We start from the raw sequence: 24,917 nt of genomic DNA on the forward strand, positions 1-24,917 counted from the left end.
TCCCGCCGTTCCCGCACGCGCGGCGCCGGGGAGGCCTGAGATGCCGAGGCGCTCGCGCAACCCCCTGGCCGGAGCCTTCGCCAAATACCGCCTGGAGACCACCGTCACCGCCGTCGAGGCGGTGACGCCGACGATGCGGCGGATCCGCCTGGTGGCCGACGGGCCGGTCTCCTTTCCGTACGCTCCCGGACAGCATGTGCGGGTCGAGATCAACGACCCGCTCTCGGTGCCGGGGCTGCTGCGCCCGGGCGAGACGCTGCGCACCTACACGATCTGGGAGTTCGACCGCGGCGAGCGCGCGATCGAGTTGCGCGCGCACCTGTACGACGGGGACGGCATCGGACTGAGGTGGGCACGTGCGGCCGCGCCGGGCGACCGGGTACCGGTCTGGTGGCCGCAGGGCGACCTGTTCACCAGGGAGGCGCCGTTCCACCTGTTCGCCGGTGAGGAGACCGCGAGCGCGGCGTTCGGACCGATGCTGCGGGCGCTGGACCCGTCGGCCGCGGTGTACGGGGTGCTGGAAAGCGAGTCCGCCGAGCACGACCTGCCGATGCCCGGCCCGCACCGCCTGCTGCGGGTGCACCGCCACGGCGCCCCGGCCGCCTCATCGGACACGCTGCCTGCGGCGGTCGCCGACCTGGACCTGCCTGCGGGCGAGGGCGCGGCCTACCTGGCCGGTGAGGCGCGCACCTGCCAGAAGATCCGCGACCACCTGGTCCGCGACCGCGGCTGGGACCGCCGCTCGATCAAGGTCAAACCGTTCTGGGCCCCGGGCAAACGCGGCCTGCACTGACCCGCGCGCCCTCGTGCACCGGCCGGACCGGTGCCGGTCCTCCACCCCTCACCCGCACGCCCCCGACACTCCCCATGGAGACACCATGACGATCCTGGTCACCGGCGCGACAGGCAAGGTCGGCCGCAACGTGGTCACCGGGCTGCTGGCCGCGGGACGCACCGTACGCGCCATCTCCCGCTCCCCCGGACGGGCCGGGCTGCCCGAGGACGTCGAGGTCCTGCACGCCGACCTCGCCGATCCCCGAACCCTGCGAGCCGCACTGCACGGCGTGGACAAGGTGTTCGTGTTCCCCACCGCCCCGGACGGTACGCGCGCGCTCACCGCCGCCGCCGCGCACGCCGGTGTGCGCCACCTGGTCCTGCTGTCGTCCACCGTGCCGGGCTACCCCGAGCCCGACCCGATCAGCGACGCTCACCTGGCGCACGAGCGCATCGTGCGGGAGGCGGGCCTGCCGTGGACCTTCGTGCGGCCGGGCGGCTTCATGGCCAACGACCTGGCCTGGGCGGACTCGGTCAGGACCGGCGGCGTGGTCCGCGACCCGTGCCCCGACTCCGCCGTCGCCCTGATCGACGAACGCGACATCGCCGCCGTCGCCGTCGCCGCGCTGCTGGACGACGCCCATGCCGGCCGAGTCCACGAGATCACCGGGCCTCAGTCGCTCACCCCCGCCCAGCGCACCCGTATCCTCGCCAGGGCCATCGGCCGCCCGCTGCGCCTCGAACTCCAGCCCGCCGACGAGTTCGTCCGGACTGTCACCGGCCGGGGGTACCCGCCCGAGTACGCCACCGCCATGCTCGACTTCGGCGCGCACTTCGCCGTCGCCCCCGGCCCCGTCCTTCCCACGGTCGAACGCGTCACCGGGCGCCCTTCGCACACCTACGCCGACTGGGCCGCCCGGTACGCCGACCGATTCCGCTGAGCATCTGTTCCGCACCGGGAGGCGGCCCGCGCCGCGCGGGCCGCCCCACCACTCGCCGTCCGCTCGGGAGAGACCAGGCGGGCGGCGAGACCCTCCCCGTGTGCGCGGGGAGCACGGCGACCGGGAACTGTTCCCGGGAAGTGGGAGCGGAGCAGGGCCTGCTCCGGCAGGGCGGGTGAACGCGCCCCGGACACCAGGAACGCGCCGGTACCGAGCGGCCCCTACCCGCCCCGCTCATGCCCGCCGAACCCCGCAAGGGCGAGGAGTGGGCCGACCGCCGCAGGGCTGGGGCGACACCGCCCCGCACCGCGGCAGCGCGGGGACACCGCGCACGGCGCGCTCTACGGCACCGGGCTCCAGGCTCGGCGGCCTAACCCCCCAGGTGGCGCAGCAGCAGGGCCCGTACCTCCTCCAGGTCCGTGGGCCCGGCCAGCACCGAGTAGGTGTTCTCGCGTTCGCGCCCCCGCTCCAGGACATGGCCGTCGCCGGTGCGGGACAACCGGTAGCGCTCCTCCAGGTACCCGAACGTGATGGAACAGCCGTCCCCGTACGGGTACGCGGGCAGTCCGGCCGCCTCGGCCCGCCGCAGGATCTCGGGGGTGGCCAGGTCGACCGCGGCCCCCTCCGCGAGGACGTCCAGCAGCGGCCCGCCGCGCCCGTCCTCGTAGGCCCGGGCGATGTCGGCGTAGCCGGCCCCGGCCAGCCGCCGGGCCCGCTCCGGCCCCGGCACCCCGGGCGCGAACCCGACCCGGGGCGACCCCAGGGGCCCCGGGGCGCGCGCGTCGCCGGCCAGGGTCATGAGCACCCGGCACACGTCCTCCCACACCGGCGTGGAGTACACCGCCTCCCCCACGGTGGGCGGGAAGTCCGAGCGCCGGCGCAGCTCGTAGGCGTCGCCCACGCGCGACAGGCGGACCGACCCCGAGGGGAGCGTCGCCACGAACGGGTTCCCGAACAGCGTCCGCCCGGGCTCGAACCCGCAGTCGCGGATCCACCCGGCGACCGGCCCGGGCAGTTCGCCGAAGGCGAGGTCGCGCGTCCCCTCGGGCGGGCTCTGCGCCGCGACCGCCTCCCACAGGTACGCGCAGGCCTCCTGCTCGGTGTCGAACTCCGCCGGCTCGGGCCCGGTGGTGTCGGGCGGGTACCGGGAGGGCCGGTACAGCTCGCGCAGGGTCACCGCGTACCGGCCGCCGTCGAGCGGGTAGAGGTTCCAGGCGCCGCGGCAGTACCCGCCGCGCGCCCTGTGCTCGGCGGGCAGGTGGGCCAGGAAGGGGTCGCGGCGGCCGTCGTAGGCGAGGTGGGCGTCGTGCCCGGCCGCGCGCAGCCGCCGCTGGAGTTCGGGGAAGTCCACCCCGGTATCATCCCCGCCCGCCCGCCGCCGGGCGCACCCGGCCCCGGGCACGGAGCGCCGGAGCCCCGGCCGCGGGGGCGGCCGGGGCGGGGTCCGTCCGGGCTCAGCGGGTCAGGCCCGACTCCAGCAGGCGGCCCACCGGCCCGCGGGCCGCGAACAGCACCAGGCCCAGGCCGATCCCGGCCGTCGCGATGACCGTGAAGTAGGACGCGTTGTCGATGACGGTGAACAGCTGCCCCAGCAGCCCCGACAGGGACGAGCCCAGGGCGAGGGTGAGGAAGTTGAGGCCCACCATCTGCGACCGGAACGCCCGCGGCCCGATCCGGGTGGCCAGGGACAGCCCGATCGGCCCCACGAACACCTCCGAGGACCCGGCGAGCACCATGAACAGCAGGATCAGCACCAGGGGGATGTGCGCCTCCCCGGTGGCCTCGGAGACGACCAGCAGGAACAGGTACGCGCAGCCGATCTGGGTGAGCCCGACCGCGAACTTGGCCACCGGTCCCGGCTGCCGGTCCCCCAGCAGGTTCCAGAGCCCGGCGATGAGCGGGGTGATCAGCACGGCCGCCAGCGGGCTGGCCGTCGTGATCCAGGCGACCGGGAAGGTCCACCCGCCGATCTGGAGGTCGATGCGCTCGGTGATGAGGATCGAGATCGCCGTGAACTTCTGGAACAGGAACCCGAAGTACAGGCCCGAGACCAGGAACAGCGGCAGGAACCCCAGGATGCGGCGGCGTTCGTCCCGGGAGACCGCCGACGACCTCGTCATCGTCACGAAGTAGACGGCGGCGGCGGTGAGCGCCGCGAAGGTCACCACCGTGGCCAGGTTCTCCGCGCGCAGCAGCCCGGTGGCGGCGGCCGCGGCCACCGCTCCGACGGCGGCCAGGGCGACCAGCGCCACCAGGGGCCGGCGGTGGGCGGGCAGCGGGTCGTTGACCACGCGGGCGCGTTCGGGGAGGGACTTCATCGAGGGGATGTACTGCACCAGGGCGGCGCCCATCCCGATCGCGGCCAGTCCGAACCCGTAGTGGAAGCCGAGCTCGTTCTGGGCCAGCCCGGTGGTGAGGGGGCCCACCACGGCGCCGATGTTGATCGCCATGTAGAAGTACGAGAAGCCCTCGTCGCGGCGGCGGCCGTCGGCGGCGTCCATGACGAAGCCGACGATCGAGGTGATGTTGGTCTTCAGGGCCCCGGTCCCGGCGACGATGAGGGCCAGGCCGACGCCCAGCCCGGCGAGGCCGGGCGCGAACGCGAGCACCAGGTGGCCGGCGGTGATGACGACCGCCCCGTACAGCACCATGTCCTTGGGGCTGACGAGCCGGTCGCCCAGCCACGCCCCGAGGATCTGGGACAGGTACACCGCGCCGCCGTAGGCGCCCACGATCCCGGCCGCCGCGGCCGGGTCCAGGGCCAGGCCGCCCTGGGACAGCTCGTAGAGCAGGTAGAACGAGAGGATGCCCTGGAGGCCGTAGAAGGAGTAGCGCTCCCAGAGCTCGGTGAAGGCCATGCTCCACAGGCCGCGGGGCAGGCCGCGCCGGGAGGCCCGGCCGGGGGCGGCGTCGGGGGCGCCGTGGGTGTCGGGGGTCCCGGGGTTCCGGGGATCGGTGTGCGTCATTCTGCCAGTCCCGCCAGTCGTGCTCCGAAGCGTGCGATGAGCGAGGTCTCCCGCGAGCCCCGGCTCTCCTCCCAGTGGTCGGCGACCCCGAAGAGCCGGTACATGCCGTGCACACCGGTCCAGCGCAGTGGTTCGGGCTCCCACCTGCCCGAGTCGTGATCGTTCCACGGCAGCCGGGTCGCGACGGTGTCGCGTCCGGCGGCGCGGTCCACCAGGGTCCGCGCGGCCAGCCGGGTCGCGGTCACCCCGTGTCCGGCGAAGCCGCGGACGACGCCGACGCGGGTGGCGGGGTCGAAGGTGACGCCCGCGCACCAGTCGCGGGTGACGCCGATGGCACCGCGCCAGGCGTGCTCGATCCCGAACTCCACGCCGGGGAAGAACAGCCGGAGCCGTTCGCTCAGGGTGCGCACGGTGCGGGCGTCCACGACGCCCTGGCCGGGGGTGCCCGAGGCGTAGGCGTAGGGGGTGCCGCGGCCGCCGATGGCGATGCGGCCGTCGGCGGTGCGCTGGGCGTAGACGAAGGTGTGCGCGGCGTCGCCCAGGCACTCGCGGCCCCGCCAGCCGATGCGCTCCCACACCTCGTCCGGGAGGGGCCGGGTGACGATCATGGACGAGTTGACCGGGATGACACGGCGCGGTCCCAGGCCGGGGGCGGTGCCCGCGACCGTCCCGGAGTAGGCCTCCAGGCAGACGAACACCGTGGCGGCGCGCACGGTGCCGCGGTCGGTGGCCACCGCGCCGGGGTCGACGCGGGTGGCGGTGGTGCCCTCGGCGATGCGCACGCCCCGGCGTTCGACCAGGTCGGCCAGGCCGCGGACGAGCTTGGCCGGGTCCACCCGGGCGGTGGCGCGGGTGAACAGCCCGCCCAGCGCCGGGCCCACGGCCACGCGCTCGGCGACCCCGGCGGCGTCCAGCAGCGACAGCTCGGACTCCTCGTACCCGAAGGCGAGGTCGGCGGCGTGGGCGCGTTCGAGGCGGCGCATGGCGGCGGGGGTGGTGGCGACCTTGAGGTGCCCGCCCCGGTGCTGGTCGGCCTCGATGCCCTCCTCCTCCAGCAGGCGCAGGGTGTCGTCGACGGCGGTGATCATCTCGCGCTGGAAGACGCGGACCGCCTCGACGCCGTCCCGGCCCCGCGCCTGCGCGGCGCGGGCGTAGACGGCGCGGTTGCCGGGGATCAGCGGGGACATCCAGCCGCCGTTGCGGCCGGAGGCGCCGTAGCCGACCTCGCGGGCCTCCAGGACGGTGATCCGCCATCCGGGGTTCTCCAGGCTCGCGGTGTGGGCGGCCCACAGCCCGGTGAGGCCGCCGCCGACGATGACGAGGTCCTGTTCCTCCTCGGGGAGCGGAGTGGTGCGCCGCTCCGCCGCCCGGCCGGGATCGGGGGGCGCGGACATCCAGTGCGAGATCGCACCGTTGCGGTAGCCGGTCATGGACGTCTCCTGTGGGGGTCGTGGGGTGTGCGCGGCGGGGTCAGTACGTGGGCGGGGCGATCGCCCACAGCACCCGGGCCTCCTCCCGGCCGGTCGTCTCGACGACCTTGTGGGGGCTGCTGCTGCGGTAGTGGATCGAGTCCAGGGCGGAGAGGCGGTGGACCTGGCCGTCCACCTGCACCTCGACCTCGCCGGACAGGACCAGGAGGATCTCCTCGGAGTCCCCGTGGGTGTAGGGCTCGACCCCGGTGGAGCCGCCGGGCCCGAAGTGCCCGAGCAGGACCTCCAGGTGGTCGAAGGCCCCGGGGGTGAGCTTGAACTTGGTCGCGCCCTCCCCGAAGGCCATGCCCCGGGTGTCGCTGAAGCGCAGGACGGCGCTGGCCGCCGCGCCCGGCGGGGCGAACAGGTCGCCCACCGAGAGCTTGAGGACGGCGCACAGGCGCTGGAGGGTGCGGACGCTGGCGTTGGCCTGGTCGCGTTCGATCTGGGACAGGTACCCCTCGGTCAGGCCGGTCTGCTCCGCGACGTCCTTGAGGGTGAGGTGGAGGGCCCGCCTGCGGCGGCGGAGGCGGGAGCCGACGCCCGCCTCGGCGCCGGTCTGGTCGTTCGGCATGGTGAGGAACCTAACAGAACCCCGACTGGGAGCACAATGGATGTTGCCAGCACTAAAGTTTTCTTTAGTGCCCGGCCGTGAGCAGCCGCGATGCCGAAACGCGCGGGTGACGCCGACCGGTCCGGGTCAGCCGTGCCACTCGCAGAAGAGCACGGTGGCGTCGTCGTTGAGCGTGTCGTGGTGGTAGGCCAGCACCTCGTGCACCAGGCGCCGCAGGGTCTCGGGGACGGGCAGGTTGTCCGCCTGGTTGCGGATGACGAAGTCCACGAACCGATCGACACCGAACTCGTTGCCGTCGGCGTCGCGGGCCTCGATGACGCCGTCGGTGTAGAAGAGCAGGCGGTCGCCGGGTTCGAGCCGTTCACGGCACACCGTCACCGGCAGCCCCAGGTCCATGCCCAGGGGATGGGAGGGGTCGCACTCCAGCTCGCGCACCTTCTCCCCGCGGATGAGCACGGGTGGCAGGTGGCCGCAGTTGACCCACTCCAACATTCCGGTGGTGAGGTGGAGCTCGGCCAGGACGGCGGTGGCGAACCGGGTGCGCACGAACTCCTGGATCAGGGTGGCCTCCACCCCCTGGGGGATCTCGGCCAGCGGCGTGCCCCTGCGGCGCTCGTTGCGGAAGGCCCCGACCGCGAGGTTGGCGATGAGCCCCGCGGCGGTGTCGTGGCCCATGGCGTCGAAGATCGCCAGGTGGACGGTCTCCTCCGTGATGGCGTAGTCGAAGGAGTCCCCGGCGTTCTCGTAGGCGGGCTCGGCCGCGGCGGAGATCGTCACCCGGGCGTCGGCGAAGGTGCCCGGGGGCATGAGCGTCCACTGCATCTCGGCGGAGACCGACATGGGCTCGGTCCGGATGAGCCGCGCGTAGGAGTCGCTGTTGGAGCGCTTGGCGATGACCAGCAGGCCCACCATGGCGGCCAGGTCGCGCATCGCCGAGCGGTCGGGGTCGCCGGCCCAGGCCACGTGGAGCACGCCCAGGCGTTCGGCGCCGTCCAGGATGGGGACCCAGTAGCGCGGCCCGCCGTCCGAGCGCACCGCCACGCCGGTGATGTAGGCCTGGCCCGCCGGCGAGTGGTCGATGGACAGGTCCTCGCCGCCGCCGTGGGCGTCGGGGCCCACGCCGGTGACCTCGCGCAGGACCTGCTGCTGGTGGTCGGAAAGGTAGAACCGGGCCTCGGGCAGGCCGGCCGCGTCGGCCTTCTTGGCCACCAGCTCCGGTAGCTCCTCGAAGGTGGCCAGGTGCCCGGCCCGCACCAGGGAGACCATCAAGTCGTTGGACGAGTGTTGTACGGGCATGGCAACCCCGTTCCCCCGAGGGCCTCTCGGCCCTCCCCTCCGCGGTGTCTTCGCGACCGAACGTCCATGGTCGCACATCCGCCACACCAGGCACAGATACCCACATAGCACTCATTTCGACCAGACCCGGCCATCCAATTCATATCGAATTAGGTTAGGCTCCCCTCACCACATGGCGGGATCGAGGAGGAACACCGTGACGGGAGCACGAGGGCGCACCGCCCGGCTCGGGGGTATCGCACTGGCGGGGCTGCTGGCGGCCGCGCTCACCGGCTGCGGGGCGGCGGCGCAGGACGACGCCCCGGCCGCGGCAGACGGGGGCGGGGGCGGGGGCGGTGGTGCCTACCCGATCACCGTGGCGACATCCCAGGGCGAGGTCACCGTCGAGTCGGCGCCCGAGCGGGTGGTGGCGCTCGGCTTCTCCTCCGCCGACGAGCTCATCTCCCTGGACATCGACCCCGTCAAGGTCGCCGTCGACCCCGACACGCTGGCCGAGAACGCCCCCTGGCTGGTCGACCCCCTCACCGAGGCCGCCGGGGACGGCGACCTGGCTTCGATCGCCGACCCCTCCCTGGTGACCGCCGACGGCAGCCCCGACCTGGAGGCGATCGCCACCGCGGCGCCGGACCTCATCATCGCCGAGGTCTACCAGGTGCCGGACCGGGCGGCGTTCGACCGGCTCAACGCCATCGCCCCTACCATCACCCCCGACACCGACGCCTTCAACCCCGACTGGGACGAGCGCCTGCTCTCCACCGCCGCCGCGGTGGACCGCACCGAGCGGGCGCGGGAGCTGATCGCCGAACTGGAGGAGGAGTTCGCCGCCGTCGGCGCGGAGGTGCCCGGGATCGGGGACCGGACCTACCAGTGGGTGCGGGCCGACGACAACGGCTACGTGTTCGGCAACGGCTCCCTGTTCGAGCTGTTCGGGATGCGCCCGGCCGACAACCAGGACAACACCCAGACCGCGGCCGCGCTCTCCCTGGAGAACACCGGCGACCTGGACGCCGACCTGCTGGCGGTGTGGGCGCAGACCGGGGAGCGGCAGGCGGAGCTGGAGGCCGACCCGCTGTTCCGGGAGCTGCCATCGGTCCGCAACGGCACCGTCTACTTCGCGGGCCTGGACTTCGCCAACGCCATCAACTCCCCCGCGCCGATCTCCCTGCGCTGGCTGCGCGACGAGCTGGCCCCAGTGGTCGGCGCCCTGGCCTAGACGGCCACACGGGAACGCCCCCGAGCCCCGCGGCCCGGCGAGGAGCCGGTCCGGTCACCGAACCCCGGCCCCCACCACCCCGCCGGGAACCGGCACCGATGGGCGCCCGGCCGGGTGGGGCGGGCGCCCCTGTCCCCGCCCGGGCGGGGACGGCACCGGTGGGCGCCGCCCCGGGGCGGGGCGTCATCACGCCGGGGTGTCCTCGGGGGCGGGTGCGGCCGCCCGGGCGCGGGACCGCGCCCGGGCGATCCCCACGAAGGCGACGGCCGCCAGGACCACGGTGTAGATGCCCAGGGTGATCGGCCCGGCGAAGAGGACGCCCACGTCCCCCTGGCCGATCGCCAGCGCGCGCCGCAGCTCGGTCTCGGCCAGCGGCCCCAGGATGACCGCGATGAGCACCGGGGCGAGCGGGATCTCGTAGCGGCGCATCATGAAGCCGAGCAGCCCCAGCAGGATCAGGAGCCACAGGTCGGTGGTCGAGTACGACGCCGCGTAGACCCCCAGGACCGCGAACCCGGTGATGCCCGCGTACAGGTACCGGCGCGGGATCAGCAGCAGCCTGGCCCACAGCGGCGCGAACGGCAGGTTGAGGACGAGCAGCATGACGCTGCCGACGAACAGGCTGGCCAGCAGGGTCCAGACCAGGTCCGCGTTGCGCTCGAAGAGCAGCGGACCGGGCTGCATCCCGTACTGCTGGAAGGCGGCGAGCATGATGGCGGCCGTCGCGGAGGTGGGCAGCCCCAGGCCCAGCAGGGCGCCCATCGCGGTCCCCGCCGTGGAGCTGGCCGCGGACTCCGGCGCCGCGACCCCCTCGATCGCGCCCTCCCCGAACTCGTCGGCCCCCCGGCCGCGGCGGGCGCGGAACCGGGCGAGCCGGCGCTCGGTCCCGTAGGCCAGGAAGGTCGGGATCTCCGAGCCGCCCGCGGGGATCGCGCCGAAGGGCAGGCCGAATCCGATGCCGCGCAGCCAGGCGGGCAGCGCCCGGCGCAGGTCGCCGCGGCCGAGCCAGGGCGTCCCCCCCGCGCTGACGGGCGCCGCGGCGTGGCCGCCCCGGTGGACGCGCGACGCCACGTGGAGGACCTCGCCCAGGGCGAGCAGGCCCACGGTCACGGTGACCACGCTGATGCCCTCGAACAGGGAGGGCACGCCGAGGGTGAAGCGCGCGGCCCCGCTCTGGGAGTCGATGCCGACCATCGCGATGGCCAGGCCGATGGTGAGGGCGATGGTGCCCCGGACCATGGACTGGGCGACCACCGCGGAGGTGGCCAGGAACGCGAAGACGGCCAGCGCCAGGTATTCGGCCGGGCCGAACCGCAGGGCGATGTCGATGATGACGTTCGAGAAGAACGCCACGACCGTGGTCGAGACGACCGCCCCGAGGAACGCCCCGACGGCGGCCGTGGCCAGGGCCTGCGGGGCCCTGCCGCGCCGGGCCATCCGGTGCCCCTCGATCGCCGTGGCGATGGCGGAGCTGTTGCCGGGGGTGTTCATGAGGATCGACGTGGTGGAGTCGCCGAACAGGCCGCCGTAGTAGACGGCGGTGAACATGATGAACGCCCCGGTGGGGTCGAGCTTGAAGGTGACCGGGAGCAGGAGCGCCACGGCCATGGCCGATCCCAGTCCGGGCAGGACGCCCACCGCCGTGCCCAGGAGCACGCCGACGAGGGCCCACAGCAGGTTCTCGGGGGTCAGCGCCGCGGCGAAGCCGCCCGCCAGGAGTCCGAAGGTCTCCATGTCAGAGCACCCCTCCCAGGATGCCGGAGGGCAGGTTGAGTCCGAGGCCCGCCACGAAGGCCAGCTGGACGACGGACGAGTACACGAGGGCGACGGTCGCCTCGAAGAGGGGGCGGCGGCCGCCGAAGGCCCAGGCGACGCCGAAGAACAGGAGCGCCCCGGACAGCAGCCACCCGACGGGCTGGAGGAGCAGGGCGAACAGGACCACGGAGCCGAGCACGGTGCCGACGGTGCGCCAGTCGCTGTGAGCGGCGGGCGCGGCGGTGTGGGGGCGCTCGCCCTCCACCAGGGCGCCGACGACCCCGGCGCCCTCGGGCCGGTCGGCCTCCCCGCCGTCCGGCTCGGGGGCGGGGCGGCGGACGACCTGGAGGACCAGGACCGCGCCCAGGACGATCATGAGGGCCGACACCAGGGAAGGGAAGAGCCGGGGGCCGGGCGAGGCGGAGTTGTCCGGCACGTGCATGGCGCCGGTCTGGACGGCGAGGAAGACGCCGATGGCGACGGTGAGCAGGCCGACGAAGATCTCGCTGCGCCCCCGCCACCAGGAGCGGGCCCCGGGGGCCGCGGGGGCCGTGCCGCCGGGGGCGGCCTCGGTGCGGTGGGTGGTCATGACAGTCCCAGCTCCTCGGTGACCTCGGTGATGCGGGCGATCTCGGCCTCCAGGAACTCCTCGAACTCGGGGCCGGACTGGAAGGTGTCGTCCCACCGGTTGCGTTCCAGCGTGTCCTGCCACTCCGGGGTGGCCACCATCTCCTCGACGACGGCGGTGAGCTCGGCGCGCTCCTCCTCGGTGATGCCGGGCGGGGCCATGAAGCCGCGCCAGTTCGGCAGGACCGCGTCCACCCCCTGTTCGGGGAGGGTGGGGTGCTCCTCCAGGCCGTCCACGCGCTCCCGGGCGGAGACGCCGAGCACCCGCAGGTTCCCGGCCTCCACCTGGTCGCGGAACTCGTTGTAGCCGGAGACGCCGACGTCGATGCTGCCGGAGAGCAGGGAGGTCAGCGCCTGGGCGCCGCCCGCGAAGGGGATGTAGTTGACCTCGTCGGGGGAGATCCCCTGGGAGCGGGCGGCCAGGCCGGCCAGGAGGTGGTCGGTGCCGCCCAGGGAGCCCCCGCCGACGGCGACCGAGCCCGGGTCGTCCCGCCACTCCTCGACCAGGTCGCCCATGTCCTGGAGCGGCGAGTCGGCGCGGACCACGAACACCTCGTAGTCGTCGGCGACCCGTGCGATGGGGACGACGTCCTCCAGGGTCTGGGCGGAGTCGTTGACGATGATGCCGCCGATCATGACCGTCCCGGTGGTCATGAGGGTCGTGGCCTCCCCCTCGCGCCGCACCGTCTGGGCCAGCCCGATGGTGCCGCCCGCACCGGGCAGGTTGAGCACCTGGGTGTTGTCGACGATGCCGTTGACCCGCAGCGCGTGCTGTGTCTCGCGGGCCACCAGGTCCCACCCGCCGCCGGGGTCGGCGGGGACGAGGATGTCGATCCTCGCCCGCGCCTGGGACTCGTGCGTTCCTGTGAGCGCGGCGTTCACCGCGGCGGCGCCCACGACCAGGGCCGCGCACACGGCCCCGGTCGCCCGGAGGGCCCGCTGCTTGTCCATCTTCACTCCCTCTCGCCCCGATTGGTCCGCCTGGCGGACCGAACGGGCCGCTGTTCGGTTCAGGAAATGATGCGGATCACGTTTGTCCGTGTCAATGGGGTCGCGGAACCTTTGTGCAACATTCCCCCTCCCCCCTGTCGAGGGAGGGGGAACCCCTGGTGAATCCGGGATTTACCGATCAGGGGAGGGCGGCGCCCGGATCTCCGGAGCGCTCTGGCGGGGTGGCTGGCGATGCGTTACGCTGACCACCACAGTCCACTTGATGGTCTTATAGGTCCGCCTAGCGGACCACATGAGAGGAGGGCGCATGTCCGGTGACTCGGACGGGGGCGTCCGGAGCGTGACGCGCGCGATCGACATGCTCGACCTGTTCGACGAGCGGAACCTGCGCTACACCACGCGCGAGCTGGTGGAGCGCACCGGCCTGGCCAAGACCACCGTCCTGCGCCTGGTCGGCACGCTGGAGCAGCGGGGCCTGCTGTGGACGGGCCCGGACGGCAGGATCGCCGCGGGTCCCGGCCTGCTCCGCTGGGCCCGTCTGGCCCACGCCGTCTGGCAGGTGCCCGAGGCGGCCCGCGCCGTCATGCGCGAACTCGTCGCCGACACCGCCGAGACCGTCAACCTGTACGTGCGCGCCGACGCCGTCCGCGTGTGCGTGGCCCAGGAGGAGGGGCCGCAGCGCCTGCGGCACGTCGTCAACACCGGCGACGAGATGGTGCTGTGGGGCGGTGCCGCGAGCAAGGTCCTGCTCATCGGGGCCGACGACGCCACCCTGCTGCGGGTGGCCGCCGCCTCCCCCTACGGCCCGGCCCACGTGGACCGGCTGCGCGCGCAGGTCGAGGACGCCGCCGAACGCGGCTACGCCGTCAGCCACGGCGAACGCGAGCACGGGGCCTCGGGTGTGGCCGCCCCCGTCTTCGGGCGGACCGGGCGGACCCCCGTCGCCGCGCTGGCCGTCGGCGGGCCAACGGCCCGCTTCACCGACGCCGCCGTGCGGGGGTTCACCGAGTCCGTCATGGGCGCCGCCCGGCGCATCTCCGAGATCGGCCTGGACCCGGCCGGCGGCGCCCCGGCCCCGGGGGAGGACCGATGACCGGCACCGGCGGGGACGGCCCGCCCCTGGCGGGCGTCCGGGTCCTGGACATGACCAACGTGCTGGCCGGCCCCTACGCCGGCTACCAGCTCGCCCTCATGGGCGCCGACGTCGTCAAGGTCGAGGTCCCCGGGACCGGCGACCTGGCCCGGCGGCTGGGCGCCTCGGCCGAGCTCAACGACCGGCGGCTGGGCGCGTCCTTCCTCGCCCAGAACAGCGGCAAGCGCTCGCTCACCCTGAACCTGAAGTCCGCCTCCGGCCGACGGGTCATGCGGACGCTGCTGGCCGGCGCGGACGTCCTGCTGGAGAACTTCCGCCCCGGGGTGCTGGAGCGCCTCGGCTTCGGCCCCGACGTGCTGCGCGAGGTCAACCCGCGCCTGGTGTACTGCGCCATCTCCGGGTTCGGCGCCGACGGCCCGCTGAGCGACCGGCCCGCCTACGACCAGATCGTGCAGGGCCTGTCGGGGATGATGGGCGCCACCGGCACCCCCGACACGGGGCCGCTGCGGGCGGGCTTCCCCATCGCCGACGTGCTGGGCGGCCTGGCCGCCGCCTTCGCGGTGTCCACCGCCCTGGCGCGGCGCGAGCGCACCGGGCAGGGCACCCACCTGGACGTGTCCATGCTGGAGACCGCGATCACCGCTATGGGCTGGGGCGTGTCCAACTACCTCTCCACGGGAGCCGAGCCCGAGCGCATCGGCAACGAGAACGCCACCGCCGCGCCCTCGGGAACCTTCGCCACCGGCGACGGAGCGCTCAACATCTCCGCCAACAAGCAGGAGCAGTTCGAGGTCCTCTGCCGCGTCGTCGGGGCCCCCGAGCTGTGCGGGGACCCCCGTTTCGCCCGGCGCGAGGACCGCAAGGCCCACCGGGAGGAGCTCCGCAAGGCCCTGGAGGAGCACTTGCGGGCGCGGTCCGCCGCGGAGTGGGAGGAAGAGCTCTCCGGCGCGGGCGTCCCGGCGGGACGGGTGCTCGGGGTCCGGGAGGCCCTGGAGTCGGAGCAGATCGCCCACCGCGGCCTGGTCCACACCCTGCCCTTCCCCGGCTCCGGAGACCGCGGGCTCCGGGTGCTGGGCAGCGGGGTGCACGTGGACGGGGCGCCCCTGGCGCCCCGGACCCCGCCTCCCCTGCTGGGCGAGCACACCGTCCCCGTGCTGCGCGAGGCCGGGTTCGACGACGCCGAGATCGAGGCCCTGCGAGAGGAAGGCGCGGTATGAGCACACAGGACACGGCGGGGTCCATGACCCACGAGGAGATCGGCGCGTGGTGGTCGACCGCCATCACGCGGATCGCCCCCGGGGAGATCGACCTGCGCGGCTACCCGGTCCAGGAGCTGATCGGGCGGGTCTCCCTGGTGGAGACCGTCTGGCTCCTGCTGCGCGGCGAGCTGCCGGACCCCGAGCGCGCCCGCCTGCTGGAGGCGGCCCTGGTGGCCGCGGTCGACCACGGGCCGCAGGCGCCCTCCATCGCCGCCGCCCGGATGGCCGCCACCTGCGGTGTGGGGCTCAACAACGCGGTCGCCACCGGGGTCAACCTCCTGGGGGACGTGCACGGGGGCGCGGGCCAGCAGTGCATCGCCCTCCTGGAGCGGATGGCCCTGCTGCGGGAGGAGGGCGCGTCCGCCGACGGGGCCGCCGAGGCCGTCGTGGCCGAGCACCGGGAGCACGGGCAGCGGGTCCCCGGCTTCGGCCACCGCTTCCACCCCCGCGACCCGCGCCGCGACCCCCTCGTCGACCGGGTCCGCGAGGCGGTCGACCGGGGCCTGGTGCCGCCGACGCACCTGGAGTCGGGGCTGGCTCTGGAGGCCGCGCTGGCCCGGGGGCGCAGCCGTCCCGTGCCGATGAACATCGACGGCGCCACGGCGATCGTCTACGCCTCCCTCGGGTTCGCCGCCGAGCTGGGGCGCGGCCTGTTCGTCCTGTCCAGGTCCGTGGGCATCCTCGCCCACGCCTGGGAGGAGAGCGGCGCCGGGGCCCGGATCAAGGGCCCGCTGCCCCGGCGGGTCCTGGCCGGGCACCACGGGCCGGAGACGCGCCACCTGCCACGGTGACACCCGCGCCCGGGCTGTCCGCGGGGTCTCAGGGGCACCCCGGGGCGGGGGCGGGACGGGGCGCCGTTAAAGTGCCGATCATGGACGGGCACCCCGGCACACGCGGCACGCGCACCCTCGCGGTGCTGCTCGCCGTGCTCGTGCTGGCCTGCCTGGCCTGCGCCCTGGTGCGCACCGGCACCGCGGCGCACACCGCCCCGCCCGCGGGCTCCGGGGCCGTCCCGGTGGCCGCGGCCACCGACGCCCCGGCGACCGACACCGGCGGCGCCGGGCACGGGGACCACACCTGCGGGGTGGCCCCCGCTTCGGCTTCCGCCTCGGGCCCGCCGCTCCTCCTGGCCCCGCTCCCCCTGCTGTGGGCGCTGGTCCGCGCCGCGCACGCGCCGGCCCCGCCCGTCGAGGACGCCCCCGCGGCGCCCCGGCACGGGCCCGGGCTGCTCACCCTGCTCTGCGTGCAACGGGTCTAGAACACGACCGCGCCGACGCCCTCCGCGTCCGCGCCGCCTCCCCCTTCCCCGGACCGCCCCGACCGGCGGTCCCGTCGTGATCCCTCCGTGCCCCGCGCACGGACCCGTTGGAACGGAAGAACCGTGAACCAGAACACGACCTTCACCCTCGTGATGCTCACCGTCCTGGGCCTGCTCGTCGGCACGCTCGTGTACCTGTCGAACCGCCCCCAGGACTCCCCCGGCTCCACCGGCGCCTCCGCGGCGGCGCCCGGGGACCAGGCCTCCCCCTCGCCCGCCCCCGCCGAACTGCTGGTCCGCGAGGACAGCCGGTACCTCGACCGGGTCGAGGGGGCGCCGGTCACCGTCGTGGAGTTCCTCGACTTCGAGTGCGAGGCCTGCCGCGCCCAGTTCCCCGTGATGGAGCGCATCCGGGAGGACTACGAGGGCCGCATCGACTTCGTCGTCCGCTACTTCCCGCTGCCCGGGCACACCAACTCCGAGCCCGCCGCCGCGGCCGTGGAGGCGGCCGCCCGCCAGGGCGCGCTGGAGGAGATGTACGCCCTGATGTACGAGACCCAGGCCGAGTGGGGCGAGTCCCAGGAGGACCAGAGCGAGGTGTTCGTCGGCTTCGCCGAGGAGCTGGGCCTGGACGTCGGGGAGTTCACCGCCGACATGGAGTCGCAGGAGGTCGCCGACCGGGTGCGGGCGGACTTCGACGACGGCGTGGCCCTGGGAGTGCAGGGGACCCCGACGATCTTCGTCAACGGGTACCGGACGCCGAGCATGCCGACCTACGAGATGCTGGCCTCCCTGATCGACGCCGGGCTGGCCGAATGAGCACCGCCGCCGGGCTCCGGCGGCGGGGCGCGGGCGTCCCGGCCCGCGCCCTGCCCTGGCTGCTGGCCCTGGGCGGGGCCGTCGGCCTGCTCGCCGCCACCGCCCTGCTGGTGGAGAAGGTCCGAGTCCTCCAGGACCCCGGCCACGTGCCCTCGTGCAGCATCGACCCGGTGCTGTCGTGCGGAACGGTCATGGGGACCTGGCAGGCGGAGGTGTTCGGGATCCCCAACCCGGTCCTGGGTGTGGTCGGGTTCTCGGTGGTGACCACCGTGGGCGTCGCCCTGCTGGCGGGGGCGCGGTTCCCGCGCTGGTTCCACCTGGGCCTGTGGGCGGGCACGCTGTTCGGGGCGGGGTTCGTGCACTGGCTGATCTTCCAGAGCCTGTACCGGATCGGCGCGCTGTGCCCGTACTGCACGGTCGTGTGGGCGGTGACCGTGCCGGTCTTCTGGTACACCACCCTGCACGCCCTGGAGGCGGGCCACCTCCCGGCGCCGGGCGCCCTGCGCCGGGCCGCGGACGTGATGGTCCGCTACCACAGCACGCTCCTGTGCCTGTGGGCGCTGGCCCTGGCCGCGGCGGTCACCCAGGCGTTCTGGACCTACTGGACGACCCTGGTCTGACACCGCCCGGCCCTCCCGGGCACGCCGGCGGGCGCCCGACCGCGTCGGGCGCCCGCCGCCGCGTCGTCACCGGGCGCCGCGGGCCTCCTCGGCGGTGTCGTGCTCGGCGGCGCGCACGAACCTCAGGATGGCGGCCAGGGCGTCCTCGTCGAACCCGGCGAGCTCCTCCCGGGTGCGCGACACCAGCCCGGCATAGGCGGCGGTGACGCGGGCCACCCCCTCCTCGGTGGGCTCCACCAGGACGCGCCTGCGGTCGCCGGGGTCGGGTACCCGGCGCACGCAGCCGGCCGCGACGAGCCGGTCGACCATGCGCGAGGCCGAGCCGGTGGTCAGGTTGACGTGCTCGGCCAGGGCGCCCGGGGTCATCGGCCCGTGCCGGGCCAGGGCGTGCAGACACTGCACGTCGGTGTCGGTGACCCCCAGCCGGGCGGCGACGACGCTGTTGAGCTGGACGACGCGGATCCCCCAGGCGGGTATCGCGTCCTCGACGAGCGCCCTGACCAGGGCGTCCCTCTCGTTCCGTGCCATGGGCGGCGCTCCGTTCCACTCCCCGTTCGCTGCACCGCGCAGCAAAGCCATGCTACTTTAACTGTGTCACGCAGCTACCGCGTCACGCAGCTACTGCGTGACACATCTACTGTGCTGCACAGCAAACGGCCACCAGGAGAGGACCCTCACCATGACCGCACCGCCCGCCGCCGCGACCGGCCCACCGCCCCTGCTCACCGGGCGGACCGCCGCCGTCGCCCTGGCGGTCGTCCTCGTCGCCGCCTTCATGGAGCTGCTGGACGCCACCATCGTCGGGGTCGCCGCCCCGGCGATCGCCGCCGACCTGGGCGCGGGCGAGGCGGCACTGCAATGGACGGTCGCCGGGTACACGCTCGCCGTCGGCGCGGGGCTCGTCACGGGCGGACGCCTCGGCGACCGGTACGGGCGCCGCCGCCTCTTCCTGCTCGGCCTGGCCGGATTCGCCCTCGCCTCCGCCGCCTGCGGCCTGGCGCCCTCCCCCTGGGCCCTGGTCGCCGGGCGCGTCGCCCAGGGGCTGGCGGGCGGGCTGATGATCCCCCAGGTGTTCGGCGTCATCCGCGCCTCGTTCGCCCCCGCGGCACGGGCCCGCGCCATGGGCGCCTACGGCGCCGTCCTGGGGCTGGCCTCCGTCGCCGGGCCCCTGCTGGGCGGCCTCCTGGTGGAGGCCGACCCGTTCGGCCTGGGCTGGCGCGCGGTGTTCTGGGTCAACGTGCCGGTCGCGGCGGCCGGCCTGGCCCTGGGCGCGCGCTTCCTGCCGGAGTCGCGGAGCGGGGACGGAACCGGGTTCGACGGCACCGGCGCGGCCCTGGCCGCCACCGCCGTGGTCCTGCCGCTGCTGCCGCTGGTCCAGGGGCGCGACTGGGGGTGGCCCTGGTGGGGCATGGCCCTCATGGCCCTCTCCGTACCCGTCACCGCCCTGTTCCTGTGGTGGGAGCGCCGCCTGGCGGCACGCGGCGGACGGCCCGTCCTGGACCCCGCGCTGCTGCGCGGCCGGGCCTTCGCCCTGGGCCTGGCCGCCTCGCTGCCGTTCTTCGGCGCCCTGGGCGCCTTCTTCCTCCTGCTCTCCCTGTACCTCCAGGGGGGAACCGGCCGCGGCCCGTGGGAGGCCGGCCTGGTGATCCTGCCCTTCGCCGCGGGCTCGCTCATCACCTCCGGTATCGGGGTCCGGTTCGCCGACCGGGCCGGGCGCGCGGTCCTGGTCGGCGGCGCCCTGCTCCTGGCCGCGTCCCAGCTCCTGCTGCTCGCGCTGCTGCACGGGGACGCCCCCTCCTCCACGGCCCTGGCCGTGCCCCTGTTCGCGGGCGGTCTGGGGCTGGGCCTGACCGCCCCCTCCCTGGTCAACGTCGTGCTGGCCGGGGTGCCCGCCCGGGACGCGGGAGCGGCGGGCGGTGTCCTGAGCACCGTCACCCAGATCGGCGGCGCGGTCGGTGTGGCCGCGCTGGGCACCGTGTTCTTCGCCCGGCTGGAGGACGCGCTCGCGGGCGGCTCCTCCGCGGCGGCCGCCCACACCCACGCCCTGGCCGCCGTCCTGCCCTGGCAGGTCGCCTGCTACGCGGCCGCGGCCGTGCTCCTGTTCCTGCTCCCCGCCCGACCCCACGAGGAGACCTCCCCATGACACCCCCGACCGGCATCGACCCCTTCGCCCCGGCCGTCCGCGGACTCGACGAGCCCCACCCGGCGCACGCCGCCCTGCGCGCCCTGGGACCCCTGGTGCGGGTCCGGGCACCGGCGGGCGGCCCCGCCTGGATCGTCACCGACGACACCCTGGCCCGCCAGGTCCTCGTCGACCCGCGGATCGTCAAGGACCCGGCGTACGCGCCCGAACACTGGGACCCGCGGACCGCGGGGCTGGAGCCCACCGCCGCGGCGCAGCCCTCGCTCACCACCACCGACGGCCCCGCGCACGAACGGCTGCGCCGGGCGCACGCGCCGCTGTTCACCGCGCGCCGGATCGGCTCCTACGCCGGACGGGTCACCGGCCACGCACGGCGGATGCTCACCGGCCTGGCCGCGGAGGGCGGGCCCGTGGACCTGATGGCGGACTTCACCACGCGCTTCCCGCTCACCGTGGTGTGCGACCTCCTGGGCGTCCCCCTGGACCGGGTGGACCAGGCCGTCACCGCCTGCCGCCTGATGCACGGCGACGGCCCCGAGGACGTGGGCCGGGCGATGGCGGCCTTCGCGGACCTGGCCGCGGCCGCCCTGGAACCGGGCCGGGACGGCCTGGCCGTCGAGCTGCGCGCACGCGTCCCCGACCTCACCGAGTCCCAGGTGCACTACCTGCTGTTCACCCTGATCTACGCGGGGCAGCTCACCACCGACCCGTCCCTGGGCTTCCTCATCGCCGGCCTGCTCGGCCCCGGGGGGCGCTCCGCGGGGGACGCGGACGAGGTCGTCCGCGAGACGCTGCGCCGGCACTCCCCCGCGCCCTTCAGCCTGTGGCGGTTCACCGCCGCCGAGGTCGAACTCGCGGGGGTCCGGCTCCCCGCCCGCTCCCCGGTGCTCGTGGACATCCAGGGGATCAACACCGACCCCGACCACGCCATCGGCCCGGACCTGGCGTTCGGGGCGGGGCCGCACTACTGCACCGGCGCGCAGCTGGCCCGCCTGGAGCTGGCCGCGGTGGTCGAGGTCCTGCGCGCGGACCTGCCCGGGGCCCGGCTGGCCGTGCCCTTCGCCGACCTGCGCCGGCACGGGGTCGGCGGGATCCAGGGCAGCCGCCCGGTCTCGCTCCCGGTCCTGTTCTGACCGTCCCGGGGCCGCCCCGCCCCGGAGTCGGGGCGGCCCCGGCGGGCGGGGATCAGCCGGCCGCGGCCGGGGTGACCCTGACCAGGACGTTCTTCATCAGCGGCTGGTCGCTCTGGGTGCTGTAGTCGGCGATCCCGACCAGGGCGTTCATCTCCGGCATGTAGCCTGCGGCGCTGCCGCGCGGCAGGTCGTAGCGCAGGGCCCGGTAGCCGCTCAGGCGGCGGCGGGTGCCGTCCTTGGAGCGGGACTCGATGTCGACCAGGGCGCCCTCGGCGATGCCGCGGGCGCGCATGTCCTCCGCGTTCATGAGGACCAGGGTGCGCAGGTTCCTCACGCCCCGGTAGCGGTCGTCGTCGGAGTAGACGGTGGTGTTCCACTGGTCGTGGGAGCGCATGGTCTGGAGGACGAGCACGTCGCGGTCGGCGGGCACCACGTCGGGCAGCGCCGCGGTGGAGAACTCGGCCCGCCCCGAGGGGGTGAGGAACACCAGCTCGCGGGCGGGCTGCTTGATGCGGAACCCCAGCGGGAGCCGCACCCGGCGGTTGAAGTCCTCGAACCCCGGCAGGACCCTGGCCATGGTGTCGCGGACGCGGTCGTAGTCCCCGACGTAGTCCTCCCAGGGGGTGGCGCTGTCGGGCAGGGCCGCCCGCGCCATCCCCGCGATGATCGCCGGCTCCGACAGCAGGTGCGGGGAGGCCGGGCGCTTCATGCCCACCGACAGGTGGACCATGCTCATGGAGTCCTCCACCGAGGTGGCCTGGAGGCCGGTGCGCTGCTCGTCCTTCTCGGTGCGGCCCAGGCAGGGCAGGATGAGCGCCTCCCGGCCGTGCTCCAGGTGGCTGCGGTTGAGCTTGGTGCTGACGTGCACGGTGAGGTCGCACCGGCGCAGGCCCCGCGCCGTGTACGAGGTGTCCGGGGCGGCCAGGACGAAGTTGCCGCCCATGCCGACGAACACCCGGACCCGCCCCTCGTCCCCGTCGTCCCGGTTCATGGCCTCGATGGTGCCGACGGTGTCCAGGCCGTGCTCGCGCGGCGGGTCGATGCCGCACACCGACGCCAGCCGGTCCAGGAACTCCTCCTTGGGGCGGTGGTCGATGCCGCAGGTGCGGTTGCCCTGCACGTTGCTGTGCCCGCGCACCGGCGAGGGTCCCGCGCCCTCACGGCCCAGGTTGCCGCGCAGCAGGAGCACGTTGACGATCTCGCGGACGGTGTCCACGCCGTGTTCGTGCTGGGTGATGCCCAGGCACCAGCTGATGAGGGTCCGCTCGGACCGGTGGTACACCTCGGCCGCCTCCAGGATGGCGGCGCGGGACAGGCCCGACTGGTGCTCCAGCTCCTCCCAGGGGGTGTCGGCGCACACCTTGCGGTACGCCTCGAACCCGGACGTGTAGCGCTCGATGAACTCGGGGTCGACGGCCCCGGGATCGGTCTCCAGGCGTTCCAGCAGCGCCTTGGCGATGCCGCGCATGAGCGCCATGTCGCCGCCGGGCCGGACCCGGAGGTTGAGGCTGCTGGTGGGGGTGGCCTTCATCAGGGCCATGTCGACGAAGTCGTGCGGGACGATGGCCCTGCGGGCGGCGGCCTCGACCATCGGGTTGACGTGCACGATCCGCGCGCCGCGCTTGCGGGCCTCGGTGAGGGCGGTGAGCATGCGGGGCGCGTTGGAGGCCGCGTTGACGCCCATGATGAACAGGGCGTCGGCGGTCTCCCAGTCCTTGAGGTCGGCGGTGCCCTTGCCGGTGCCCAGCGCCGCGGTCAGCGCGCGGCCGGACGCCTCGTGGCACATGTTGGAGCAGTCCGGGAGGTTGTTGGTGCCCAGCTCGCGGGCCATCAGCTGGTAGAGGAAGGTCCCCTCGTTGCCCAGGCGCCCGGAGGTGTAGAACGCGGCCTGGTCCGGGGAGTCCAGCCCGCGCAGGTGGCGGCCGACGAGCTCGAAGGCGTCCTTCCAGGCGATCGGCACGTACTTGTCCGTGTCGGCGTCGTAGACCAGCGGTCCCACCAGCCGCCCCTGGGCCTCCAGGTCGTGGTCGCTCCAGGTCTTGAGCTCGGTGACGGTGTGCCCGGCGAAGAACTCCTTGCCCGCGCGCCTGTGCGTCATCTCCCAGGCGACGTGTTTGATGCCGTTCTCGCAGATGTCGAGCTTGAGGCCCTTGGTGTCGTCGGGCCAGGCGCAGCCGGGGCAGTCGAAGCCGCCGTTCTCGTGGTTCATCCTGAAGACGGCCCGGGGGCCGTCGATCCACTCGCCCTCGCCCTTGAGGACGTTGGCGACCGACAGCGCCGCGCCCCATCCGGCCGCGGGGTGGCGGTAGTCGCGCCGGGACCACCGTTCCTTCTTCTCGTCCGCCATGAGGCCCTCCCCCGTCGTCGTCCGCGGTCCCCGCCGCGGCGGACGGAAAAGAGGAATTCCTTGCGGACGTTTGAATCGGCCGATACCGACGCCTCCGGGGATATCCGGAATATCCCCGGAAGCGCACCGGCACCGATCGCACGGACACGCTCCTGTGCCGCGGAACCGCAGCTCACGGCGCCGCCATCATACGGCCCGGGAGATGCCCCGACAATCACCGGGGGAATCCGCGGGCGCCGCTCCGCCACGACACACCGCGACCTTTACCGCCCGGGGAAAGGGGCCGGCGCATGCGAACATGAACGGCGGACAATGGCGGTTTCGGCCCCTTCCGGTGAAATCTCCGGCGGTCGGCACGCCGCGGCCTCCGCACCGAACGCCCCGGGGTTCCGTGTGCGGGCGCACCGCACGGACCCGCGCCCCGGGGCGGCCGGTCACGGGGCGCCGCGGGAGGCGGCGGGGAGGGACGCCTCGGCCGCGGCCAGGACGCGCCTGAGGGTCTCCTTCTCGATCACCGCTCCGAGCCGGGCCAGCGCCCGGGCCCCGTGCGGCCCGCCCCATCCGGCCAGGACGCGCACGGCGGCCGAGGCGGCGCGCTCCGCGCGCACCTTCCGCGAGCCGCCCGGGCCGGTGCCCGTGAAGGCGGCCGCCTGTTCCAGGACGGGCACCGCCGCCTCCCGGGCCTCCTCGGGCAGCAGGTCCGCGCACCAGACGGCGCCGTGCAGGATGTCCTGGACGTGCGGCCGCAGGTGGTCCGCGGAGGTGTCCCACCGGTCCCGGGGCCCCGCCTCCGGCAGGGACGGCGCCAGGTCGAGGATTCCCAGCACCGTCGCCGCCGCGTCCGGGAGCGCGGCCAGGTGTCCGGCGGTCCGGCGCCGCCACGCGGCGGAGGGGCGGGTGGACGGCGGTTCCAGGAGGTGGACCAGCAGGTCGGCCGTGCCGGTGCCGTTCCACAGGTCGGGGCGGGCGGTCGACAGCAGGTCGCCGAACAGGTCGCCCGGGGGGAGGACGTCCTCCGGTGTGCGCGACCGGTCCAGGCGCTGGAGGAGCCGCAGCAGGCGCACGTGCTCGGGCCCCGGGGCGGGCGGGCCGGAGCCCTGATCCCCCCGGGCCCCGAACCGGCGGACCCCCATCTCCTCCAGCCGCTCCAGGTGCTCCGCCGGGGCGTCCGCGGTCAGGCGCTCGCAGACGGCGAGCACGGAGTGCACGTCCACGACGTGGGCCAGGCACATGTCCAGGTACAGCGACAGCAGGCCGGCCTCCCAGGGCGCCCCGTCCTCCCGCAGGTGGCGGTGCAGGACCCGGTAGACGTCGTTGGCCGCCGCGTCCGGCGGGGTGAGGGTGCGGCCGATCCCGTGCCGGCGGGCGGGGACGAGCTCCGTCCAGACGAGCAGCCGGTGGCGCAGGTCGGCGGGCAGCGCGTCGGTGAACACGCGGGGAGCCCAGGCTGGGCGCGGCCCGGTGCCGGCCCGCCCGCGCCGGGCGGTGCCCACCGCGGGGGTGTCGCGGACCACGGCGTCGAGCCCCTCCACCGCCGCGGCGAGTTCGGGGGTGTACAGCAGCGCGAGGAACTCCGCGGTGCGGATGCCCCCGAGCGAGAACCGGGCGGCCGCCCCGTCCGCCCAGGCGCGCGCCCCGTCCCCGGGTCCGGGCGCGGATGTCACGGCCGTCCGCCCGTC

At 74.7% G+C, this 24,917-nt stretch carries 22 protein-coding genes; 11 read left to right on the forward strand and 11 right to left on the reverse strand.

Annotated features, from left to right (window positions below; translation table 11 throughout):
* The first annotated feature begins 40 nt into the window (after window positions 1-40).
* Both ABZ249_RS13595 and ABZ249_RS13600 read left to right on the forward strand, forming a co-directional pair.
* A complete protein-coding gene (locus ABZ249_RS13595) occupies window positions 41-793 on the forward strand; it encodes a siderophore-interacting protein (protein ID WP_220560850.1) in 753 nt (250 codons plus the stop codon).
* 85 nt (window positions 794-878) lie between these two features.
* A complete protein-coding gene (locus ABZ249_RS13600) occupies window positions 879-1,715 on the forward strand; it encodes an NAD(P)H-binding protein (RefSeq protein WP_355261676.1) in 837 nt (278 codons plus the stop codon).
* Window positions 1,716-2,085: 370 nt separating this feature from the next.
* Here the strand turns inward: ABZ249_RS13600 and ABZ249_RS13605 are convergent, their stop codons facing one another.
* The 5 genes from ABZ249_RS13605 to ABZ249_RS13625 all read right to left on the reverse strand — a co-directional run bounded on the left by ABZ249_RS13605 (window position 2,086) and on the right by ABZ249_RS13625 (window position 8,020).
* The gene (locus tag ABZ249_RS13605; RefSeq protein WP_355261679.1) at window positions 2,086-3,066 is read right to left on the reverse strand and encodes a hypothetical protein; all 981 of its coding nucleotides are present in this window, start codon (window positions 3,064-3,066) and stop codon (window positions 2,086-2,088) included.
* A 103-nt stretch (window positions 3,067-3,169) separates the two neighbouring features.
* Window positions 3,170-4,681 (reverse strand): oligopeptide:H+ symporter, encoded by a 1,512-nt coding sequence (locus tag ABZ249_RS13610; RefSeq protein WP_355261682.1) that lies wholly within the window; start codon window positions 4,679-4,681, stop codon window positions 3,170-3,172.
* Window positions 4,678-6,111: an FAD-dependent oxidoreductase gene (locus ABZ249_RS13615; RefSeq protein ID WP_355261685.1), complete on the reverse strand. Its 1,434-nt coding sequence runs from the start codon at window positions 6,109-6,111 to the stop codon at window positions 4,678-4,680. Before ABZ249_RS13615 ends, ABZ249_RS13610 begins: the two co-directional genes overlap by 4 nt.
* Window positions 6,112-6,151: 40 nt before the next feature.
* On the reverse strand, window positions 6,152-6,724 hold the full coding sequence (locus tag ABZ249_RS13620) for an XRE family transcriptional regulator (protein WP_355261688.1): 573 nt from the start codon (window positions 6,722-6,724) through the stop codon (window positions 6,152-6,154).
* A gap of 126 nt (window positions 6,725-6,850) precedes the next feature.
* Window positions 6,851-8,020: a PP2C family protein-serine/threonine phosphatase gene (locus ABZ249_RS13625; protein WP_355261691.1), complete on the reverse strand. Its 1,170-nt coding sequence runs from the start codon at window positions 8,018-8,020 to the stop codon at window positions 6,851-6,853.
* Between the two features lie 196 nt (window positions 8,021-8,216).
* Between ABZ249_RS13625 and ABZ249_RS13630 the strand changes: the two genes are divergently transcribed.
* Complete coding sequence (locus ABZ249_RS13630) at window positions 8,217-9,233, forward strand: ABC transporter substrate-binding protein (RefSeq protein WP_355261694.1); 1,017 nt, start codon at window positions 8,217-8,219, stop codon at window positions 9,231-9,233.
* A 186-nt stretch (window positions 9,234-9,419) separates the two neighbouring features.
* Here ABZ249_RS13630 and ABZ249_RS13635 read toward each other — a convergent pair whose 3' ends face one another.
* From ABZ249_RS13635 to ABZ249_RS13645, 3 genes are read right to left on the reverse strand one after another with little or no spacing between them, the layout of a single operon-like run.
* Entirely contained in the window at window positions 9,420-10,967 is a 1,548-nt protein-coding gene (locus tag ABZ249_RS13635) for a tripartite tricarboxylate transporter permease (protein WP_355261697.1), read from the reverse strand.
* A gap of 1 nt (window position 10,968) precedes the next feature.
* A complete protein-coding gene (locus tag ABZ249_RS13640; RefSeq protein WP_355261700.1) occupies window positions 10,969-11,577 on the reverse strand; it encodes a tripartite tricarboxylate transporter TctB family protein in 609 nt (202 codons plus the stop codon).
* Complete coding sequence (locus ABZ249_RS13645; RefSeq protein WP_355261703.1) at window positions 11,574-12,566, reverse strand: tripartite tricarboxylate transporter substrate binding protein; 993 nt, start codon at window positions 12,564-12,566, stop codon at window positions 11,574-11,576. The genes ABZ249_RS13640 and ABZ249_RS13645 overlap by 4 nt, the downstream gene beginning before the upstream one ends.
* Window positions 12,567-12,873: 307 nt before the next feature.
* Here ABZ249_RS13645 and ABZ249_RS13650 point away from each other — a divergent pair, with 307 nt between their 5' ends.
* The 6 genes from ABZ249_RS13650 (at window position 12,874) to ABZ249_RS13675 (ending at window position 17,615) form a co-directional block, all read left to right on the forward strand.
* Window positions 12,874-13,659 (forward strand): IclR family transcriptional regulator, encoded by a 786-nt coding sequence (locus tag ABZ249_RS13650; RefSeq protein WP_355261706.1) that lies wholly within the window; start codon window positions 12,874-12,876, stop codon window positions 13,657-13,659.
* On the forward strand, window positions 13,656-14,876 hold the full coding sequence (locus ABZ249_RS13655; protein WP_355261709.1) for a CoA transferase: 1,221 nt from the start codon (window positions 13,656-13,658) through the stop codon (window positions 14,874-14,876). The genes ABZ249_RS13650 and ABZ249_RS13655 overlap by 4 nt, the downstream gene beginning before the upstream one ends.
* Window positions 14,873-15,709: a citryl-CoA lyase gene (locus ABZ249_RS13660; RefSeq protein ID WP_355261712.1), complete on the forward strand. Its 837-nt coding sequence runs from the start codon at window positions 14,873-14,875 to the stop codon at window positions 15,707-15,709. Before ABZ249_RS13655 ends, ABZ249_RS13660 begins: the two co-directional genes overlap by 4 nt.
* A gap of 80 nt (window positions 15,710-15,789) precedes the next feature.
* On the forward strand, window positions 15,790-16,176 hold the full coding sequence (locus tag ABZ249_RS13665) for a DUF2946 family protein (protein WP_355261715.1): 387 nt from the start codon (window positions 15,790-15,792) through the stop codon (window positions 16,174-16,176).
* A 123-nt stretch (window positions 16,177-16,299) separates the two neighbouring features.
* Window positions 16,300-16,995, forward strand: a complete 696-nt coding sequence (locus ABZ249_RS13670; protein ID WP_355261718.1) for a thioredoxin domain-containing protein — start codon at window positions 16,300-16,302, stop codon at window positions 16,993-16,995.
* A complete protein-coding gene (locus ABZ249_RS13675; protein ID WP_355261721.1) occupies window positions 16,992-17,615 on the forward strand; it encodes a vitamin K epoxide reductase family protein in 624 nt (207 codons plus the stop codon). The genes ABZ249_RS13670 and ABZ249_RS13675 overlap by 4 nt, the downstream gene beginning before the upstream one ends.
* A gap of 66 nt (window positions 17,616-17,681) precedes the next feature.
* Here the strand turns inward: ABZ249_RS13675 and ABZ249_RS13680 are convergent, their stop codons facing one another.
* Window positions 17,682-18,143, reverse strand: a complete 462-nt coding sequence (locus tag ABZ249_RS13680) for a MarR family transcriptional regulator (RefSeq protein WP_355261724.1) — start codon at window positions 18,141-18,143, stop codon at window positions 17,682-17,684.
* Window positions 18,144-18,294: 151 nt separating this feature from the next.
* On the opposite strand from ABZ249_RS13680, the gene ABZ249_RS13685 reads away from it, so the two are divergent.
* On the forward strand, window positions 18,295-19,758 hold the full coding sequence (locus ABZ249_RS13685) for an MFS transporter (protein ID WP_355261727.1): 1,464 nt from the start codon (window positions 18,295-18,297) through the stop codon (window positions 19,756-19,758).
* Entirely contained in the window at window positions 19,755-20,891 is a 1,137-nt protein-coding gene (locus ABZ249_RS13690; protein ID WP_355261730.1) for a cytochrome P450, read from the forward strand. The genes ABZ249_RS13685 and ABZ249_RS13690 overlap by 4 nt, the downstream gene beginning before the upstream one ends.
* 52 nt (window positions 20,892-20,943) lie before the next feature.
* Here ABZ249_RS13690 and ABZ249_RS13695 read toward each other — a convergent pair whose 3' ends face one another.
* Window positions 20,944-23,238 carry an FdhF/YdeP family oxidoreductase gene (locus tag ABZ249_RS13695; protein WP_355261733.1) on the reverse strand — a complete coding sequence of 765 codons (2,295 nt, stop codon included), beginning with the start codon at window positions 23,236-23,238 and terminating at the stop codon, window positions 20,944-20,946.
* 434 nt (window positions 23,239-23,672) lie between these two features.
* Complete coding sequence (locus ABZ249_RS13700) at window positions 23,673-24,902, reverse strand: hypothetical protein (RefSeq protein WP_355261736.1); 1,230 nt, start codon at window positions 24,900-24,902, stop codon at window positions 23,673-23,675.
* Window positions 24,903-24,917 lie beyond the last annotated feature (15 nt).

It is taken from the genome of Nocardiopsis sp. NPDC006139, assembly GCF_040614155.1.
Taxonomy (GTDB): domain Bacteria; phylum Actinomycetota; class Actinomycetes; order Streptosporangiales; family Streptosporangiaceae; genus Nocardiopsis; species Nocardiopsis changdeensis.

What these genes read in the sequence shown, in the direction of transcription:
- ABZ249_RS13595 (WP_220560850.1), top strand. Translation starts at nt 41, where the DNA reads ATGCCGAGGCGCTCGCGCAACCCCCTGGCCGGAGCCTTCGCCAAATAC.
- ABZ249_RS13600 (WP_355261676.1), top strand. Translation starts at nt 879, where the DNA reads ATGACGATCCTGGTCACCGGCGCGACAGGCAAGGTCGGCCGCAACGTG.
- ABZ249_RS13610 (WP_355261682.1), bottom strand. Translation starts at nt 4,681, where the DNA reads ATGACGCACACCGATCCCCGGAACCCCGGGACCCCCGACACCCACGGC.
- ABZ249_RS13615 (WP_355261685.1), bottom strand. Translation starts at nt 6,111, where the DNA reads ATGACCGGCTACCGCAACGGTGCGATCTCGCACTGGATGTCCGCGCCC.
- ABZ249_RS13620 (WP_355261688.1), bottom strand. Translation starts at nt 6,724, where the DNA reads ATGCCGAACGACCAGACCGGCGCCGAGGCGGGCGTCGGCTCCCGCCTC.
- ABZ249_RS13625 (WP_355261691.1), bottom strand. Translation starts at nt 8,020, where the DNA reads ATGCCCGTACAACACTCGTCCAACGACTTGATGGTCTCCCTGGTGCGG.
- ABZ249_RS13635 (WP_355261697.1), bottom strand. Translation starts at nt 10,967, where the DNA reads ATGGAGACCTTCGGACTCCTGGCGGGCGGCTTCGCCGCGGCGCTGACC.
- ABZ249_RS13640 (WP_355261700.1), bottom strand. Translation starts at nt 11,577, where the DNA reads ATGACCACCCACCGCACCGAGGCCGCCCCCGGCGGCACGGCCCCCGCG.
- ABZ249_RS13645 (WP_355261703.1), bottom strand. Translation starts at nt 12,566, where the DNA reads ATGGACAAGCAGCGGGCCCTCCGGGCGACCGGGGCCGTGTGCGCGGCC.
- ABZ249_RS13650 (WP_355261706.1), top strand. Translation starts at nt 12,874, where the DNA reads ATGTCCGGTGACTCGGACGGGGGCGTCCGGAGCGTGACGCGCGCGATC.
- ABZ249_RS13655 (WP_355261709.1), top strand. Translation starts at nt 13,656, where the DNA reads ATGACCGGCACCGGCGGGGACGGCCCGCCCCTGGCGGGCGTCCGGGTC.
- ABZ249_RS13660 (WP_355261712.1), top strand. Translation starts at nt 14,873, where the DNA reads ATGAGCACACAGGACACGGCGGGGTCCATGACCCACGAGGAGATCGGC.
- ABZ249_RS13665 (WP_355261715.1), top strand. Translation starts at nt 15,790, where the DNA reads ATGGACGGGCACCCCGGCACACGCGGCACGCGCACCCTCGCGGTGCTG.
- ABZ249_RS13675 (WP_355261721.1), top strand. Translation starts at nt 16,992, where the DNA reads ATGAGCACCGCCGCCGGGCTCCGGCGGCGGGGCGCGGGCGTCCCGGCC.
- ABZ249_RS13680 (WP_355261724.1), bottom strand. Translation starts at nt 18,143, where the DNA reads ATGGCACGGAACGAGAGGGACGCCCTGGTCAGGGCGCTCGTCGAGGAC.
- ABZ249_RS13685 (WP_355261727.1), top strand. Translation starts at nt 18,295, where the DNA reads ATGACCGCACCGCCCGCCGCCGCGACCGGCCCACCGCCCCTGCTCACC.
- ABZ249_RS13690 (WP_355261730.1), top strand. Translation starts at nt 19,755, where the DNA reads ATGACACCCCCGACCGGCATCGACCCCTTCGCCCCGGCCGTCCGCGGA.
- ABZ249_RS13695 (WP_355261733.1), bottom strand. Translation starts at nt 23,238, where the DNA reads ATGGCGGACGAGAAGAAGGAACGGTGGTCCCGGCGCGACTACCGCCAC.